Origin of the sequence: Chryseobacterium nepalense (genome assembly GCF_023195755.1) — a bacterium.
Lineage (GTDB): Bacteria > Bacteroidota > Bacteroidia > Flavobacteriales > Weeksellaceae > Chryseobacterium > Chryseobacterium nepalense.
The window spans coordinates 1,811,959-1,829,704 of the sequence record NZ_CP096203.1; the positions used below are offsets into that span (position 1 = coordinate 1,811,959).

Sequence of the window (17,746 nt, forward strand, 5' to 3'; positions counted from 1 at the left end):
ATGAAAAATTACGCAATCGATTGCACAATGATAAGCGTTAATTTTTTGAAAAATATTTTCCACTAAAAAATAGAATACTTAAAAATCCACCACAAAACAAAAATTGAAAAAAACTTTCAACCAAAATTAAAACTATAAGGATACAAAATGGATAAAAAAGTACAATCAGTAAAGTGGTTATACCTAACTGCCTTTCTACTTCCTGTCCTTGCTATGGCTCAAGAAAAAGAAACCAAAAAGGATAAAGAAACCAATATTGATGAAGTAGTCCTGGTAGGATACACCAAGGTTTCTAAAAAGGATGTTACCAATGCCGTTTCTTCAGTAAAAGCGGAAGCTATAAAGGATATGCCATCCAACAATGCTGCAGAAGCCATCCAGGGAAGACTTGCCGGTGTGCAGGTTTCCCTGAGCGAAGGATCTCCGGGAGCAGACGTTGATATCGTGATCAGAGGAGGAAACTCCATTACCGGCAGCAATGCTCCCCTGTATATTGTTGACGGAGTTCAGATGGACAATGCTTTGACAATATTATCTCCGAAAGAAATTGAGTCTATTGAAGTTCTGAAAGATGCTTCTTCTACCAGTATTTATGGAGCCAGAGGAGCAAATGGGGTTGTCCTGATCACCACAAAAGGCGGTCGTAAAAGGGCAAAAACATCTATCAATTACAACGGATTTTTAGGAGTACGATCGATCCAGAATACAATTAATGTGCTGGATCCGTATCAGTATGTATTGTATCAGTATGAAATCTACAATAAAGGGGGTGTACAAACGGACATTGATGCCTTTAATACGAGATACGGAAATTTTCAGGACATCGGAAAAAACTATGGAAATATTAAGAAAATAGACTGGCAGGATGAGGTTTTTGGAAGAGAAGCTTTCAACTTCACGCATAATATTGCTGTTACGGGAGGGTCTGAAAATTCTTCTTTTTCATTGTCATTAAATAATGTTCAGGAAGACGGAATCATGATTGGATCGGGATTTAAGAGAAATATGGCCAATTTCAAATATGATTATGATCTCTCCAAAAAGCTGAGCATGACGCTCAATGCAAGATACAGCAGACAGACCATCTACGGTGCCGGAACTTCCGCAACAGGATCACAAAGTACCAACCGATTGAGAAATGCAGTAAGATATCAACCTTTTGAGGGAGGGCCCGCTCAAAACATTGATGAGTTTGATCCTTTATTTGCGAATGAAACCAACCTTGTAAACCCTCTCATTCTTGCTGATAATGAAGTGAAAGAAAACGGCAGAAATGATCTCTTATTGAATGGTGTCATTGAATACAGGATCAATAAAAATTTCACCTTCCGGAGTGTTATAGGATACGTGCAGCGAGATGAATCTGTAAATCAGTTTTCGGGTGTGGTTACCAGTCTCGCAAGACAGAATAATGATCAGCCTGTCGTATTTTTAAGCAAAGCTCAATCAAGAAGAATTACCAATACCAATACTTTAAATTTCAGGAAAACATACGGCAGTCATAAAGTAGATTTCCTTTTAGGACAGGAAACTGTAAAAACCGATGCTGAATCGTTATCAATGAATATCAAATGGCTTCCGAAATCAATCAGTCCTCAGGAAGCATTTGCCAACATCCAGTCGGCCAGTCCGCCTTCAGGGTTGGTTCAGGATAATCCACGAACAGAATTGCTGCCGGACAGAATCGTATCGTTTTTCGGAAGAGCCAATTATATCTTCAAGAACAAATATATTGTAACAGCTTCTATGAGAGCAGACGGATCAAGTGTATTCGGTCCCGGAAACAGATGGGGATATTTCCCCGCAGCTTCCGTTGCATGGAAGATCAATGAAGAAAATTTCCTGAAAGAAAGCCGTGTTATCAGCGAACTGAAGCTGAGAGCGGGATATGGTCTTTCCGGAAACAACAGAATTAAAGCTTTCCTGTATGATACTTTTTTTACCACGTCATCTGATTACGGTTATGCTTTCGGAACAAATGTAACCCCTGGAGCAACCACAGGTAATATCATGGCTAATAAAAATGTTAAATGGGAATCCGCGACTTCAAAAAATGCAGGATTGGATTTTGGCTTGTTTAAAGGAAAAGTTTATGGTTCCGTTGATGTTTACCAAACCGATACGAAAGATCTTCTTTTACTGGCGAAAATTCCGCAGACAACAGGTTACGAATACCAATACCAGAATTCCGGCAGCACAACCAACAAAGGAATTGAAGTTTCAGTAGGAAGTACCATCATCAGCAATGATAACTTTACCTGGAAAATTGATGCTAACATTTCATCCAACAGAAATACCATCAAAAGCTTAGGAAACAGTGCTTCTGCAAGTTCCAACTATTACCTGTTTCCTTCCGGATGGCAGAATAACCTCAACGATTTCTTAGTACAGGTGGGCAAGCCCGTTGGTACTTACTGGGGATATGTAACCGCCGGAAGGTATGAAATAAATGATTTTGATTATAACCCGACAACCCAGGCTTATACCCTGAAAGCAGGAATCGCAAGTTCTGCAGCAGCCGCCAACGGAGCAAGACCTGTACAGCCAGGAGACCTGAAACTGGAAGACCTCAACGGAGATGGTGTAATTGATAACAATGACATGACCGACCTCGGAAGTGCACAGCCAAAATTCTATGGCGGATTTAACCAGACGTTCCGTTACAAAAACTGGGATATGAGTGTAATGTTCAATTTCTCAGTTGGAAACAAAGTTTACAATGCCAACAAAATCGAATATTCTACCCAATACCTTTACAGGGACAACAATATGCTTGCTGAAGTTGCTGACCGCTGGAGATGGTTTGATGATAACGGGGTAAAAGTAAATGATCCTAATGCTTTAGCTGCACTGAACGCCAATACGACTATGTGGACTCCGCCGGCAGGTGCTTATTTCCTTCATTCGTATGCTATCGAAGACGGCTCTTTCCTTCGTCTGAATAACCTGACCATAGGGTATTCTCTTGGAAAAGACTTTACCAAACAACTCGGACTTTCCAATTTCAGATTATATTTCACCATGAATAATGTATTTACCATTACAGGATATTCAGGATATGATCCGGAAGCCAATACAAGAAGAAATCCTTTAACACCTGGTGTAGATTATGCCGCTTATCCGCGAAGCAGATTCATTTTATCGGGAGTTGATATCACTTTTTAATCTTACTATTATGAAAAAAAATACATTTTTAATAATCGTTTTTTCCATTGCAGGACTTTTATCTTTTAATTCCTGCGAAGAATATCTGGACGTAGAAAGCTTATCCAATACTGCTGAAAAACAACAGTTTGATTCAGTTTCTGACACCTTCTCTGCATTGGTAGGAGTGTATAACAGCACAATGGGTGACAATACATACGGACAGAGAATGAATCTTATCCTTTCGCAATCGGGAGATGATATGAGAACTTCAGGAGATTACAATGCCAATGACAGGAGAGGCGTTAGCTGCTTCGGTGCCATTCCTACCAATACTGAACTTCTTAGACCTTTTCTGGATACCTATGCCGGTATTGAAAGAGCGAATCTCGTCATCAAAAATATTCCGCTTTCTCCGGTTTTCCAGACAGGTTCTGAAGCGGATAAAAAAATGATGAACAGGTATCTGGGGGAAGCCCTTACTTTAAGAGCACACTTTTATCATGATCTTATTAAAAACTGGGGTGACGTTCCTTTTCAGGATGTTCCTTCTGCAGATCTTCCCGATCTTTATCTGGCTAAAACAGACAGAGATATCATTTATGATAAAATTCTGGATGACTTATTAAAAGCGGAAAGCCTCGTGCCATGGAGATCAGAAGGAGGTACTACTCCACAAAGAATTTCGAAGGCTGCCGTAAAAGGTTTAAGAGCGAGAATCGCATTAGCAAGAGCGGGATATTCGTTGAGAAGAAATCCACAGATGATGATGCAGGGATCTAATCCTCAAAAATATTATCAGATTGCTTATGACGAATGTAAAGACATCATCAATTCCGGGCAGCACCAGCTTAATCCAAGCTATGAAGGATTATTCAGATCACTGCATACCAACAGTCCGGATACCACCAATGAAATCATTTATGCAATCGGAGCTTTCGGAGGGAACTCAAGAACAGACAGTAAAATCGGATATTATAATGGTTTAAGACATGATGACACAGACTGGAAATCTTCAGGAGGGATCAATGCCATTCCGGTTTATTTTTATGAGTTTACCAAATATGATGTAAGAAGAGATGTTAATATTGCTATTTTCAGGGTAAGTACTTCAAAACAGGAAGAACTCCAGACATCAATCAACTGGAACGACGGTAAATTCAGAAAATCGTGGACTTCCATCACGGGAACTTCCCAAAACCTGGGAATCGACTGGCCTCTGTTACGATATTCCGATATTCTTCTCATGTTTGCGGAAGCCGATAATGAGCTGCATAACGGTCCGTCCCAGGAAGCTATCAATGCTGTGATGGCCGTAAGACAAAGAGCTTATGCAGGAAATTTAGGCCAGGTTGGAACCATTCCTACAGACAAGCCCGGATTTTTTAATTATATCGTAAAAGAAAGAATGCTGGAATTCGGAGGTGAAGGATTAAGAAAATACGATCTCATCCGTTGGAATCTTCTGGAAACAAAAATCAATGAAACCAGACAGAAACTTACCCAGTTTATGAACGGAACGGGAGCTTACACCAACGTACCGGAATATATTTTCTATAAAAAACCTGCTAGCGGCGTTGCCAATTATGCACCTGCAAAAACAGCACAGCAGAATGTTCTGGATATTGATTTCTATCTCAACGGAATTGCAAAAGCCGATGTATTCTACAGTCCTAACCAAAGTGTTGCAACACCATCAGGATATACAAAAGTAAACTGGAGGCTGGCCATGACACAATCCTACATCAGCGGAGATCCCGTGAAAAGTTATGCTTATTATTTCCAGCCGAACAGGAAGGAACTTCTGCCCATTGCAGCAGATGTAATCAACTCCAATTATAATCTTACACAGGATTACGGATATTAGAAAAAGTTTCACATTCATATCAGAAATACAGGCTTCTGCCAAAAGCGGAAGTCTGTATTTTAACTAAAAATGATTTAATGAAAAACTCCCCATTTTTTAAAAATCTGAAAGTATTTTTAATGATTCTCACAGCAATATTTAATTTTCTTTCTTTTAAAACTGCCGACCGACTGATCGTGGTTTCAAAAGACGGAAAAGGTAATTTTACTACCATTCAAAAAGCTGTGGATGCCATTGAAAACAATTCTTCCCGGAGAACAAAAATCATTATTAAAAAAGGAATTTATGAAGAAAAAATCATCATTCCTGAAACGAAAGGAGAAATTATTTTAGAAGGAGAAAATCCTAAAAATACTTTAATAACCTTTAATGATTTTGCCTCTAAAAAAAATCAGGAAGGAAAAGATATCGGAACCACAGGTTCTGCTACCCTTTTTATATATGCCGACGATTTCACAGCCAAAAATATCTCGTTTGAAAACAGTTCCGGAAAAGTGGGACAAGCTGTAGCAGTTTTAACAGCAGGTGACAGAATTGCTTTTGAAAACTGCAGGTTCCTCGGAAATCAGGACACCTTATATTTAAAAGGAGCACAGGATCTTGAAGATAAAACCCAACCTTCAAGAAATTATTTTAAAAATTGCTATATCGAAGGAACAACTGACTATATCTTCGGAGCAGGGACCGCTGTTTTTGAAACCTGCATGATCTATTCCAAAGAAACCGCAAGCTATATAACTGCAGCGTCTACCCCAAAGGAAAACAGCTTCGGGTTCGTATTTATTAATTGTAACATTGCAGGCAATGCAAAAGAACATTCCGTATACCTCGGAAGACCATGGAGACCTTTCGCCAAAACGGTTTATATCAACTGTATGCTCAATTCAACGATAAAACCTGAAGGATGGCACAACTGGAATAAACCGGATGCCGAAAAAACGGCTTTTTACGCAGAATATGATTCAAAAGGTCCAGGAGCTAATCATGTCTCAAGAGTCAGCTGGTCACATCAGCTCACCCAGACCGAAGCAAAAGAATATACCCCAGGCAATATCCTAAAAGGAAAAGATAACTGGAATTTCAAAAAAAATTTAAAATAATCCAGCCGCTCATCAGCAAATATGCTCAGTTATGACAAAAAACTTCTGCATACTTTTACTAACAGCTATTTTTTGTGGCATTTCAAATGTTGCTGAAGCCCAGAATGTCATTAGCTTTCCGGGCGCTGAAGGTTTCGGAAGATACACCACCGGAGGACGCAGCGGTAAAGTTTATTTCGTAACAAAATTAACCGACGACGGCTCCGAAGGAACTTTAAGATATGCCCTGAATCAAAAAGGTCCGAGATATATTATTTTCAAAACCGGAGGAACCATTTACCTGGAATCTCCGTTAAAAATACGGGAAGGAAATGTAACCATTGCCGGACAAACCGCTCCGGGAGACGGCATCACAGTAGCCAACTACGAAACTTTTGTAGCAGCAGACAACGTCATTATCCGGTATATTCGTTTCAGAATGGGCGATCTGAAAAACTATGAAGGTGATGCTTTAGGAGCAAGGTTTATTAAAAACTTAATCGTTGACCACTGTTCCATGAGCTGGTCTACCGACGAAACAGTTTCGATCTATGCCAATGAAAACACAACGCTTCAATGGTGTATCGTTGCGGAAAGCCTCAGAAATTCAGTACATCAGAAAGGTGCTCACGGATATGGTGGTATTGCAGGCGGGAAATTTGCGTCTTTTCATCATAATGTTTATGCCCATCATGACAGCAGAAATCCCAGACTGGGAGAATACGCAGGAAGCAAATTTGCTTTAACAGACCTTACCGACTTCAGAAATAATGTCATTTACAACTGGGGACACAACAGCCTGTATGGCGGCGAAGGAATGAATGTGAATATCGTCAATAATTATTATAAGCCAGGTCCGGCCACAATGACGAGAAAAAGAATTGCTGCCATCGATAAAAATGAAAAGCCGGAAGCAGAAGTGTATAATATCTGGGGAAAATACTATATAAATGGAAATGTGATGGAAGGCATTCCGGAAGTCACCGAAGACAACTGGACAGAAGGCGTATTCAGCCAGATGAACCGTTACAACTTAACAGACGAAGACAAAAATACAATCAGAATAATCCGTCCACATAATATATCGAATAATGTAAAAACCCACTCTTCAAAAGAAGCTTATGACAGGATCTTGAAAATTGGAGGATCGAGTCTTGTAAGAGATATCATTGATCTTCAGATTTTAAAAGATATTAAAAACGGAAGTTTTACACATCAGGGTTCAAAAGGAAGTACAAACGGAATTATAGATTCCCAGAAAGATGCAGGCGGATTTCCGGATCTGAAAACCGGACAGCCGATTATTGATTCAGATATGGACGGAATGCCCGATGAATGGGAAATCAGAAACAAACTGGATCCCAAAACATACAATGCCAACGGAAGAGATTTAGATAAAAACTACGATAACATTGAAATGTATTTTAATGATATTGTACAAAGCATAACCGAAGCACAAAATTAATGTCCATAAAAACTAAAGTGTAATCAATTTAAAATATTAAAAAAGAATGAATTTTATTCAGAATCATATTAAAATTTACGCCATTACCGCTTTATGTTCAGGAATTTTCTTCTCATGCGCTCAAAAAGCCTTACACAATTCCGGTGAAGCAAAAACAGTAACCACAACAGAAAAAATCCCGGTTGATCTTCCGTGGTCACAGCGAATGCTTCTTTCCGAAATGAAAAGATTTCCCGAAGCCTGGATGCTTGATTATAACAAAACTCCGAAATGGAGCTATCCTACCGCTATCGTCCTGGAAGGTGCCGAAAGAATATTTGAAAAAACCGGCAATCAAGAATATTATCAATACATTTCTACGTTTGGAGAAACCATGATAAAAGAAGACGGAAGTATTCTTTCATACGATCTTTCAAAATACAATATCGACATGCTGAACTGCGGCAACGTTCTTTTGTATTTATACCAGAAAGAAAAGAAAGAGAAATATCTGACAGCATTACAGACCCTCCGTTCTCAGATTGACGGACAGCCGAGAACTTCAGAAGGAGGCTTCTGGCACAAAAAAATTTACCCTAATCAGATGTGGCTGGATGGATTGTACATGGGTGAGCCATTCTATGCTCATTATACCAACATATTCAGCAAAGGTGCGGATGCAGAAAAAGCGTATAACGACATCGTGAATCAGTTTGATCTTATCCAGAAACATCTGCTCGACAAAAAAACAGGGCTACTCTATCATGCATGGGATGAAAGCAGAGAACAACAGTGGGCCGATAAGAAAACCGGACTTTCCCCGAACTTCTGGTCCAGAGCAATGGGTTGGTACGGTATGGCAATCGTTGATGTATTAGATTACCTTCCACAAAATCATCCCGGAAGAGTAAGATTGCTTTCTTATTTAAAATCATATTGTGACGCTGTCATTAAAGTTCAGGATCGCGAAACAGGATTGTGGTATCAGGTTTTGGATAAAGGCGGCGAAAAAGGAAATTATCTGGAAGCTACCGGTTCATCCATGTTTGTTTACACCATGATGAAATCCGTTAACAAAAATTATCTTCCGAAATCCTATAAAAAATTTGCTAAAAAAGGGTACGAAGGCATTCTTAAAAATTTAATTACTGTCGATGAAAACGGAATGGTAAATCTAAACAGATGCTGCGCCGTTGCCGGTCTTGGAGGAAATCCATACCGAAGCGGTTCCTACGAATATTATATTAACGAAGAAATCCGGTCCAACGATCCGAAAGGAACCGGACCATTCATTCTGGCAAGTCTGGAATTTGAAAAGTAATTTGTTAAACAGTTTGCGCTCCCTGTGTTAAATAAAGACAGATTAAATCTGATTATGAAGACAAAAAAAATTTTAAATATACTTTCAGTCACTGTTTTTTCGATAGCATCGAATTATCTGAATGCACAGGAAAAAAAATATGTTTCCGAAGTGTGGACGGCTGATCTGGGAAAAAACTATAAAAACCCTATTCTCCACGCAGATTACTCAGATCCGGATGTAATTCGTGTCGGTAACGATTACTATATGACCGCTTCAAGCTTTAACGAAGCCCCAGGATTACCCATTCTTCATTCCAAGGATATGGTCAACTGGAATCTGGTCAATTATGCCGTTGAAGATGTTTTGCCCGCCAAACATTTCTCCGTTCCGAAAAGAGGCGACGGAATCTGGGCACCAAGCATGCGTTTTCATAAAGGTGAATTTTATATTTACTGGGGTGACCCGGATTTCGGGATTTACATGGTTAAAACCAAAGATCCGCTGAAAAAATGGGAAAAACCTGTTTTAGTTATGGAAGGAAAAGGCCTGATTGACGCCTGTCCGTTCTGGGACGAAGATGGCAATGCTTATCTGGTTCACGGATGGGCGGGAAGCCGTGCCGGAGTGAAAAGCATATTAACCTTAAATACTATGAATCCGGAAGGAACAAAAGTTTTGGACAAAGGCATTCATATCTTTGACGGCCACGACAAGCACCCAACCGTAGAAGGTCCGAAAATGTACAAAAGAAACGGTTATTACTATGTTTTTGCTCCGGCCGGCGGGGTGGCTACAGGTTGGCAGCTGGTACTACGGTCGAAAAATATTTATGGTCCTTACGAAGAAAAAATTGTTCTTGAACAGGGATCTTCAAAAATCAACGGGCCTCATCAGGGAGCCTGGGTAGATACGCCTTCCGGAGAAGATTGGTTTTATCATTTTCAGGATGTGGACACCTATGGAAGAATTATTCATCTCCAGCCGATGAAATGGGAAAAAGACTGGCCTGCAATCGGAAAAGACACCAATAAAAATGGAATCGGAGAACCTGTTTTAACCTATAAAAAACCAAATGTAGGGCAATCTTATCCTATTGTTACTCCTTCGGAAACAGATGAATTTGATGGTGAAAAATTAGGTCTGCAATGGCAATGGAGCGCCAATGAAAACATTGTGTGGTCTTCAAAACTGCCGGGACAGAAATTTTTAAGATTATTTTCCATAAAAGTTCCCGAAGGAGAAAAAAATCTCTGGAATGTCCCGAATTTATTAACCCAGAAATTCCCGGCTCCAAATTTTACAGCATCAACGAAAGTAAAACTAATTCCTGAAGAAGCTAAAGAAGGAAAAACTGCAGGATTATTGATTATGGGAACCGATCATGCTTCCCTTGTTATCACCAATAAACCGGACGGATTTTACATCCAACTGAGAAAAGCTGAAAAAGCAGAGAAAGGCGGCGAGGAAAAAATTTTAGATGAAACAAAGTTAAACGGAAACGAAGCCTATTTAAAAGTACATGTGAGCGAACCGAATGGTTTATGCCAGTTCAGCTATAGTGAAAACGGAAAAAGCTTTACAAAAATAGGAGAAGTTTTTCAGGCAAAACCCGGAAAATGGATCGGTGCAAAAGTCGGTTTGTACAGCTTAAGTAGCGCTAAGGCACCACGCGGCGGCTATGCCGATTTCGACTGGTTCAGAATAACTAAAAATTAAAATTGTTAAATCGCACTGGAAATTTGTCGAAAAATCTTTGATTTTGCGCCTTTGGATTTACAATATAAATATTTTATAATAAATGAATAACAAAATTTTTTATATAGTTTCATTTTTATTAGTCGTTTTGCTGTTGTCAGGATGCAGTTCACAGAGCAGCGTTCAGAAAACAACGGCAAAACGCGATAAAAAAGTTACCCATATTTACCTCATCGGCGATTCTACCATGGCAGATTATACGGGAGATTATGAACCGGGAAAAGATTATATGAAAGTACGCTATCCGATTACCGGTTGGGGGCAGGTTTTTCAGCCCTTCTTCGTAAAAGACAACTTGGTGAGTTTGAAGCCCGGTATTACAGCAGATTCTGTGGCAGTGATCGACAGGGCGCATGGCGGAAGAAGCACAAGAACTTTTTTTCAGGAAGGAAGATGGAGATATGTCTATGAACACCTGAAACCCGGAGATTATGTCCTAATGCAGTTTGGTCACAACGACAGTTCGGAAAAGCATACGGAGCGATATGTAAATATTGAAGGATATAAAGAATTTTTAAGATTATTTGTTACTCAGACAAAACAAAAAGGGGCCAATCCCATTATTTTGACACCGGTTGCCAGAAATTATCCGTGGAAGGATGGAAAACTCCAAAATGTTCATGGTGAATACTGGCAGGCTCCGATTGATGTAGCGATGGAAATGAACGTTCCGTACATCGATTTAAATAAATTATCTATGGAATACTTTACCCGTAAGGGAGAGGATTTCACCACGAATCATTACTTTATGAATTTACCTGAAAATACCTATGAAGCTTATCCGAAAGGGCAGAAAGACAATACCCATTTTCAGCCGGAAGGTGCAAAAGCGGTTGCTTCGCTCGTTTATCAGGAATTTAAAAAAATAATTACAACTCAAAAAAAATAAAATGAAGAAGTCTTTAAAAATGATCGGTTTGGCGGCAGCCTTACTATTTTCAGGCCAGATATCTGCCCAAAACCTGGATATTTATAAAAATATTGAGTTTAAAATGCCTCAGGTAAAGGAAACCTCATTTCCTGCCAATACGGTTTCTATTACCCAGTTCGGAGGAATTTCCGGAGGCACTGTAAAAAATACGGAGGCTTTCAGAAAAGCTATTGATGAATTAAGCAAAAAAGGCGGCGGTAAATTAGTTGTGCCGAGAGGAATGTGGCTTACAGGACCGATTGTGCTTAAAAGCAATATTAACCTTCATGTGGAAGAAGGCGCATTCATTATTTTCAGTAAAGATAAAAACGATTATCCTTTGGTGGACGTAAGCTTTGAAGGGCTAAACACCATTCGCTGCCAGTCTCCTATTTCAGCAAACAATGCGACGAACATCGCCATTACAGGAAAAGGCGTGATCGACGGAAGCGGTGACGCATGGAGAGCCATTAAAAAAAGTAAAGTTTCCGAATCTCAATGGAAAGACATCGTAAAATCCGGCGGCGTTCTGTCTGCGGACGGCAAAAACTGGTATCCTTCGGAAAGCTATAAAAAAGGACTGGAAAGCAGCTCTAATTTTAATGTTCCGGATAAAATTTCCAAAGATGAATTAATTACCGTAAAAGATTTTCTCAGACCGGTAATGGTAAGCTTAGTTGGCTGCGACAAAGTCCTGCTGGACGGGCCGACTTTCCAGAATTCTCCGGCATGGAATCTCCATCCTCTGATGTGCTCCAATGTTATTCTAAGAAATCTTACGGTCAGGAATCCGTGGTTTTCCCAGAACGGAGACGGTGTAGATTTAGAATCATGTAAAAATGTTTTAATTTACGATAATACGTTTGATGTTGGTGATGATGCGATCTGCATCAAATCCGGAAAAGATGAAGACGGAAGAAAAAGAGGAATGCCTACTGAAAATGTCATTATTAAAAATAATGTGGTGTATCATGGTCACGGAGGGTTTGTGATAGGAAGCGAGATGTCCGGCGGCGCAAGAAATATTCATGTTTCCGATTGTACTTTTATCGGTACCGATATCGGCCTGCGTTTCAAAACAACCCGAGGAAGAGGCGGAATTGTGGAGAATATTTACATTAAAAATATCGATATGATCAACATCCCGACACAGACGATCGGCTTCAATATGTTCTACGAAGGCGCATCTCCTGTGCTGGAAGACGGGCAGACAAAGGAAGAAAACAAGACCCCTGAAAAAGTTTTTCCGGTAACGGAAAAAACACCGGTATTCAGAAATATTTTCTTTAAAAATATCAATGCCGTGAATTCTGATGAAGCCATAACTTTATTCGGGCTTGCGGAAATGAACCTTAAAAATATTGTAATTGAAGATTCGCAGTTTGATACCCGGAAAGCATTAACCATTGCAGACGCAGACGGAATTCAACTTAAAAATGTAAAGCTGAAATATACCGAAGGAACAGGTGCAACAATTTACAACAGTAAAAACATCAACCTTTCAACGGTGAAATTTGAATCAGCAAACAAACCTTACGTAAAAGTTTTAGGAAATAAAACCGGAGCAGTCCTGCTGCCGAAAGAAATTGGGTCTGACAGGAGTTTACTTTCTGTGGGTGCAGATGTAGCGAAAAATGCAGTTAAATAATTAATTAAATAGTATAAAAACTCCACAAGCGGATGATTTTTAGCATAAAACATACTTATATTTCTATTTTTTTAATGGGGACCATGGCATTCGGACAGGTAAAACGGCCGAATGCCACTCCTTATACCAACGAAATTACGTTTGAAAAACTTAAAAAGAAATATTCTTTTTTAACCCCGATTGAAAGACCGGTTCCTCAAAATGTCATTATTGATAAAGACGTAGAATACAAGAATATCAACGGAATTTCTTTAAAAGCAGATATTTATTATCCCAAAGATCTATCTAAAAAATATCCCGGAATTGCAATGGTTCACGGCGGCGGATGGATTTCTGGAAGCAAGGAAAATGAAAAATACATGGCCATGGAGCTCGCTTCAAAAGGATATGTTGTGATTGCGATTGGCTACCGTTTGGCAGATGTCGCAAAATTTCCTGCCGGTGTGGAAGATATCGAAACCGGAATTCAATGGCTGAAGAAAAATCATAAAAAATATGCTTTAGATAAAAAGAAAATAGCAGTGTACGGAGAGTCTGCGGGAGCACAAATGGCCACCTTGGTAGGTGTAAAATCAAAGAATAAAATCCAGGCCATCGTGAATGTTGACGGAATTGTTTCATTTATTCATCCTGAAGCTGAAGAAAGTACCTACGCAGCGTACTGGCTGGATGGCGACCGAGATGTTAATTTGAAAAACTGGACAACCGCTTCACCTCTAAAGTATGTTGATAAAAATACACCTCCTACCCTTTTTATTAACAGTTCGCAACCCCGGTTTCATGCTGGCAGAGACGATATGATGAATAAATTAAGAAATTATAATATTCAGACAGAATTCCATGAGATTAAGGATTCGCCGCACTCTTTCTGGTCAGCAGAACCCTGGTTTACGGAAACCCTGAATCTTACCGCTGCTTTTTTAGATAAAGTTTTGAAATTATAATTTTAACACAAAGGAGTTAATTTAATTAAAAAAATATTTTAGTGAGCAAAAACGAATCAATAAGTTGATTTTATGAAGCTATCGTCATCGCTTCGCGCAGCAAATTTATTTGTCCTTGCTATCTAAAAATCAGGTAATATAAAACAAATCTTGCGTCAGAAAATAATAAATCAGTTTATGAAAAAATTATTTTTAATTCTCCTTGTCTCAATGGCAAATTTTCTTTTTGCCGGAAATGGTCCTTATATAAAAATCATCGTTGCCAAAGACGGAAGCGGCGATTTTACATCCATTCAGAAAGCCATCAATTCCGTAAGAGATCTTGGTCCGGCAGAAGCACTGATTTATATAAAATCAGGAACATATAATGAAAAAGTGGTCATTTCATCTTCAAAACATAAAATCACGTTAGAAGGTGAAAATAAAGACAATACAATGATCACCAACAATGATTTCTCAGGAAAACAGGATTCGTTCAATGAAAAAATGACGACATTCAATTCTTATACGTTGCTGGTGATGGGTGATGACATACAAATAAGCAATCTAACGATTCAGAATTCTTCATGCAATGAAGGACAGGCAGTTGCACTCCATGTGGAAGGCGACCGTTTTATCATCAAAAATTCAAATATTCTAGGGTGTCAGGATACGGTATATTGTGCAACAAATCACAGCAGGCAGTATTTTGAAAACTGTTTTATAGAAGGTACTACCGATTTTATTTTCGGGCAGGCAACAGCGGTTTTTAAAAACTGTACCATTAAAAGTTTAGCTGACTCTTATATCACAGCTGCTGCAACGGAAAAAGACAGGAAATATGGTTTTGTTTTCTTTGATTGCAGGCTTATCGCAAAAGAAGGTGTTACAAAAGTTTTTCTTGGAAGACCCTGGAGACCTTACGCCAAAACGGTTTTCATCAATACCGAAATGGGAGGTCATATTGTTTCTGAAGGCTGGAACCCGTGGAAAGGAGACCAGATGTTTCCCGATAAAGAAAAAACGGCTTATTACGCAGAGTTCGGAAGCAAAGGCGCAGGCGGTAATACCTCAAATCGGGTAAACTGGTCGCATCAGCTGACTAAAAAAGATATGAAAAATTATACCCTGGAAAAGATTTTTAGTGGTTGGAACCCCATCATGAGTAATGAGTAATAAAATATAATTCTTAATTGCCTTAACCAATTAAATTTATCTTAAAATGAAAAAAATATTTTTACTGTTTAGCATAGTAATTTCAACATTCATCCTGGCTCAGAAAAAGCCGACTTTATTCCTTATCGGTGATTCTACCATGGCTAATAAAGAAAATCCGGATAAAAATCCCGAACATGGATGGGGACAGGTTTTAAACCAATTTTTTACAACAGGTATCGAAATCCAGAACCATGCGATGAACGGAAGAAGTTCTAAAAGTTTCTGGACGGAAGGACGATGGGCTGCCATTGAAAAACAGCTGAAAAAGGGAGATTTTGTCATTATCCAGTTCGGGCATAATGATCAGAAGGTGAAAGACTCTACAAAATTTACCAATCCGTACACGCAATACAGGGCCAACCTGGAGAGATACGTAAAGGAAACAAGAGCAAAAGGAGCCATTCCTATTTTAATGACTTCTATTGTACGAAGAAATTTTAACGAAAACGGCGTATTGATAGATACCCACAAAGAATATCCTTTGGTGGTAAGAATGGTTGCCAATGATCTGAATGTTCCTTTCGTAGATATGCAGCTGCTTACAGAACAGCTTGAAATTACCTATGGTCCCGAAAATTCAAAAAAACTACATCTCCATTTTAAGGAAGGTGAAGAGCCGTATTATCCCAAAGGAAAAGACGACGATACCCATTTGTCTAAGCTGGGCGCAGATCTTGAAGCGAAACTTGCCGCTGACTCTTTGAAAAAATTGAAAACCGGACTGGAAAAATTTATCAAATAATATCAATAAAAATATCTGAAATGAATTTTAAAAAAGAGCCTTTTTTCGATGGCAATTCCGAATGGGAAAACCTGGGAGCCGGCGTTTCAAGACAATTTGTGGGCTACAATTCACAGATCATGATGGTGATTGTAAAATTTGAAAAAGAGGCAGTAGGCGCTTTACATCAGCATTTTCACTCGCAAATCACCTATGTTGCTTCGGGAATATTTGAAGTTGAAGTAGACGGTGAAACAAAAATACTGAAAGCTGGTGACGGATTCTTTGCCCAACCCAATATTTTTCATGGGGTAAGATGTCTTGAAAAAGGACAATTGATTGATGCTTTCGCGCCTTTCAGAGAAGATTTTATTAAATAAAAATTACCGGGCACTGCTATCGTTTACAGAGTAGTTCATCTGTTAATTCAACACTATTTTTATATCGTTTCAAACCGCAACAAATATTATTTTTAAATACATAATATGCAACCGATTGAACAATATAAATAATCAACATTATAATTATATAAATATTGATAGTTTAAAATATAAAACAATTAAATATTAAATTAATAATTTTGATTTGAATCAACAACAAATAATTATTACTATGAAAACAAAAACAAAAGCTGCCATTCTCACGGCAGCCCTGAGCTCAATTTTTGCTTTAACAGGCTGCGGACAGGAAGATCCAAAATCCGACCTGGCGAATAATCCGAATGAAATAAAAAATGAAATGTCCGTAAACGCCATTGTCCCATTGGCAAACTGTGTTGCTCCGGGATGGGCTTCCCAAAACGGCGGAACAACCGGTGGTGGAACCGCTGCGGAAACAACGGTGTCAACTTATGCTCAGTTAAAATCGGCAATTGAAAATACGGCTGTAAAAGTCATTAAAGTTACCGGAACCATAACGATTACTGCCAGATTATCTTTTCAGGATCAGAGCGGCAAAACCATCTATGGAGCCAGCGGCGCAAAACTGGTTTCCACCAACCAGACCAAAGACGGGTCAGGGATCATCAACATTAAAAGATGTAACAATATCATCATCCGAAACCTTATTTTTGAAGGTCCGGGAGCTTATGATACCGACGGTTGGGACAATGCGATTCTCGATGACTGCCGAAATGTATGGATCGACCACTGTGAATTCCGGGACGGCGTAGACGGAAACTTCGATATTAAAAACAAATCGGATTTCGTCACTGTATCCTACACCAAATTTCATTATCTGAAAGCCCCTAAACCCGGAGGATCCGGAGGGACAGACGATCACCGTTTTTCCAATCTGATCGGCTCAAGTGACGGTGCTACTGCAGATGCGGGCAAACTGAACGTAACCTTTGTAAGATGCTGGTGGGGACCCGGATGCAGAGAACGTATGCCGAGGGTAAGATACGGAAAGATCCATATCCTTAACAGCTACTTCAACAGTTCGGTAAGCAATAAATGTATTGCTGCGGGTGTTCAGGCGAATATCCTGGTGGAAAGAAACGTATTTGAAAACGTAAAAGAACCGATCAATCTCATGACGGGTTATACCGCCGTAACACAAACAGGAAACAGTTTTGTGAACGTAACCGGAAATACATCCGGAAGCGGGACTGCATTTACCCCACCCTATTCCGTCAATAAACTTAATGCTTCTGATGTAAAATCTGATGTAACGGCAAAAGCAGGAGCCACATTAAGCGGAAATATCTGCGATACTTTTTAGGAATTTAAACGC

Annotated in this window: 13 protein-coding genes; all 13 read left to right on the forward strand. The window is 39.3% G+C overall.

Going from position 1 to position 17,746, the window contains the following annotated elements; translation table 11 throughout:
- The first annotated feature begins 147 nt into the window (after positions 1 to 147).
- The 13 genes from M0D58_RS07845 (at position 148) to M0D58_RS07905 (ending at position 17,734) form a co-directional block, all read left to right on the forward strand.
- The gene (locus M0D58_RS07845; RefSeq protein ID WP_248394759.1) at positions 148 to 3,165 is read left to right on the forward strand and encodes a SusC/RagA family TonB-linked outer membrane protein; all 3,018 of its coding nucleotides are present in this window, start codon (positions 148 to 150) and stop codon (positions 3,163 to 3,165) included.
- 10 nt (positions 3,166 to 3,175) lie between these two features.
- Positions 3,176 to 5,011 (forward strand): RagB/SusD family nutrient uptake outer membrane protein, encoded by a 1,836-nt coding sequence (locus M0D58_RS07850; protein ID WP_248394761.1) that lies wholly within the window; start codon positions 3,176 to 3,178, stop codon positions 5,009 to 5,011.
- 77 nt (positions 5,012 to 5,088) lie between these two features.
- Positions 5,089 to 6,111 (forward strand): pectinesterase family protein, encoded by a 1,023-nt coding sequence (locus M0D58_RS07855; RefSeq protein ID WP_248394763.1) that lies wholly within the window; start codon positions 5,089 to 5,091, stop codon positions 6,109 to 6,111.
- 31 nt (positions 6,112 to 6,142) lie between these two features.
- Positions 6,143 to 7,555 carry a pectate lyase family protein gene (locus M0D58_RS07860; RefSeq protein WP_248394764.1) on the forward strand — a complete coding sequence of 471 codons (1,413 nt, stop codon included), beginning with the start codon at positions 6,143 to 6,145 and terminating at the stop codon, positions 7,553 to 7,555.
- A 46-nt stretch (positions 7,556 to 7,601) separates the two neighbouring features.
- On the forward strand, positions 7,602 to 8,855 hold the full coding sequence (locus M0D58_RS07865; protein WP_248394765.1) for a glycoside hydrolase family 88/105 protein: 1,254 nt from the start codon (positions 7,602 to 7,604) through the stop codon (positions 8,853 to 8,855).
- A 54-nt stretch (positions 8,856 to 8,909) separates the two neighbouring features.
- The gene (locus M0D58_RS07870) at positions 8,910 to 10,553 is read left to right on the forward strand and encodes a glycoside hydrolase family 43 protein (RefSeq protein WP_248394766.1); all 1,644 of its coding nucleotides are present in this window, start codon (positions 8,910 to 8,912) and stop codon (positions 10,551 to 10,553) included.
- An 82-nt stretch (positions 10,554 to 10,635) separates the two neighbouring features.
- A complete protein-coding gene (locus M0D58_RS07875) occupies positions 10,636 to 11,481 on the forward strand; it encodes a rhamnogalacturonan acetylesterase (protein ID WP_248394767.1) in 846 nt (281 codons plus the stop codon).
- Position 11,482: 1 nt separating this feature from the next.
- Positions 11,483 to 13,150 carry a glycoside hydrolase family 28 protein gene (locus tag M0D58_RS07880; protein ID WP_248394768.1) on the forward strand — a complete coding sequence of 556 codons (1,668 nt, stop codon included), beginning with the start codon at positions 11,483 to 11,485 and terminating at the stop codon, positions 13,148 to 13,150.
- Between the two features lie 32 nt (positions 13,151 to 13,182).
- Complete coding sequence (locus tag M0D58_RS07885) at positions 13,183 to 14,094, forward strand: alpha/beta hydrolase (protein WP_248394769.1); 912 nt, start codon at positions 13,183 to 13,185, stop codon at positions 14,092 to 14,094.
- A 177-nt stretch (positions 14,095 to 14,271) separates the two neighbouring features.
- Positions 14,272 to 15,249, forward strand: a complete 978-nt coding sequence (locus tag M0D58_RS07890) for a pectinesterase family protein (protein WP_248394770.1) — start codon at positions 14,272 to 14,274, stop codon at positions 15,247 to 15,249.
- A 46-nt stretch (positions 15,250 to 15,295) separates the two neighbouring features.
- The gene (locus M0D58_RS07895; protein ID WP_248394772.1) at positions 15,296 to 16,033 is read left to right on the forward strand and encodes a rhamnogalacturonan acetylesterase; all 738 of its coding nucleotides are present in this window, start codon (positions 15,296 to 15,298) and stop codon (positions 16,031 to 16,033) included.
- A gap of 20 nt (positions 16,034 to 16,053) precedes the next feature.
- Entirely contained in the window at positions 16,054 to 16,392 is a 339-nt protein-coding gene (locus M0D58_RS07900; protein WP_248394774.1) for a cupin domain-containing protein, read from the forward strand.
- A 232-nt stretch (positions 16,393 to 16,624) separates the two neighbouring features.
- The gene (locus tag M0D58_RS07905) at positions 16,625 to 17,734 is read left to right on the forward strand and encodes a pectate lyase family protein (protein ID WP_248394776.1); all 1,110 of its coding nucleotides are present in this window, start codon (positions 16,625 to 16,627) and stop codon (positions 17,732 to 17,734) included.
- The last annotated feature ends 12 nt before the right edge of the window (positions 17,735 to 17,746 follow it).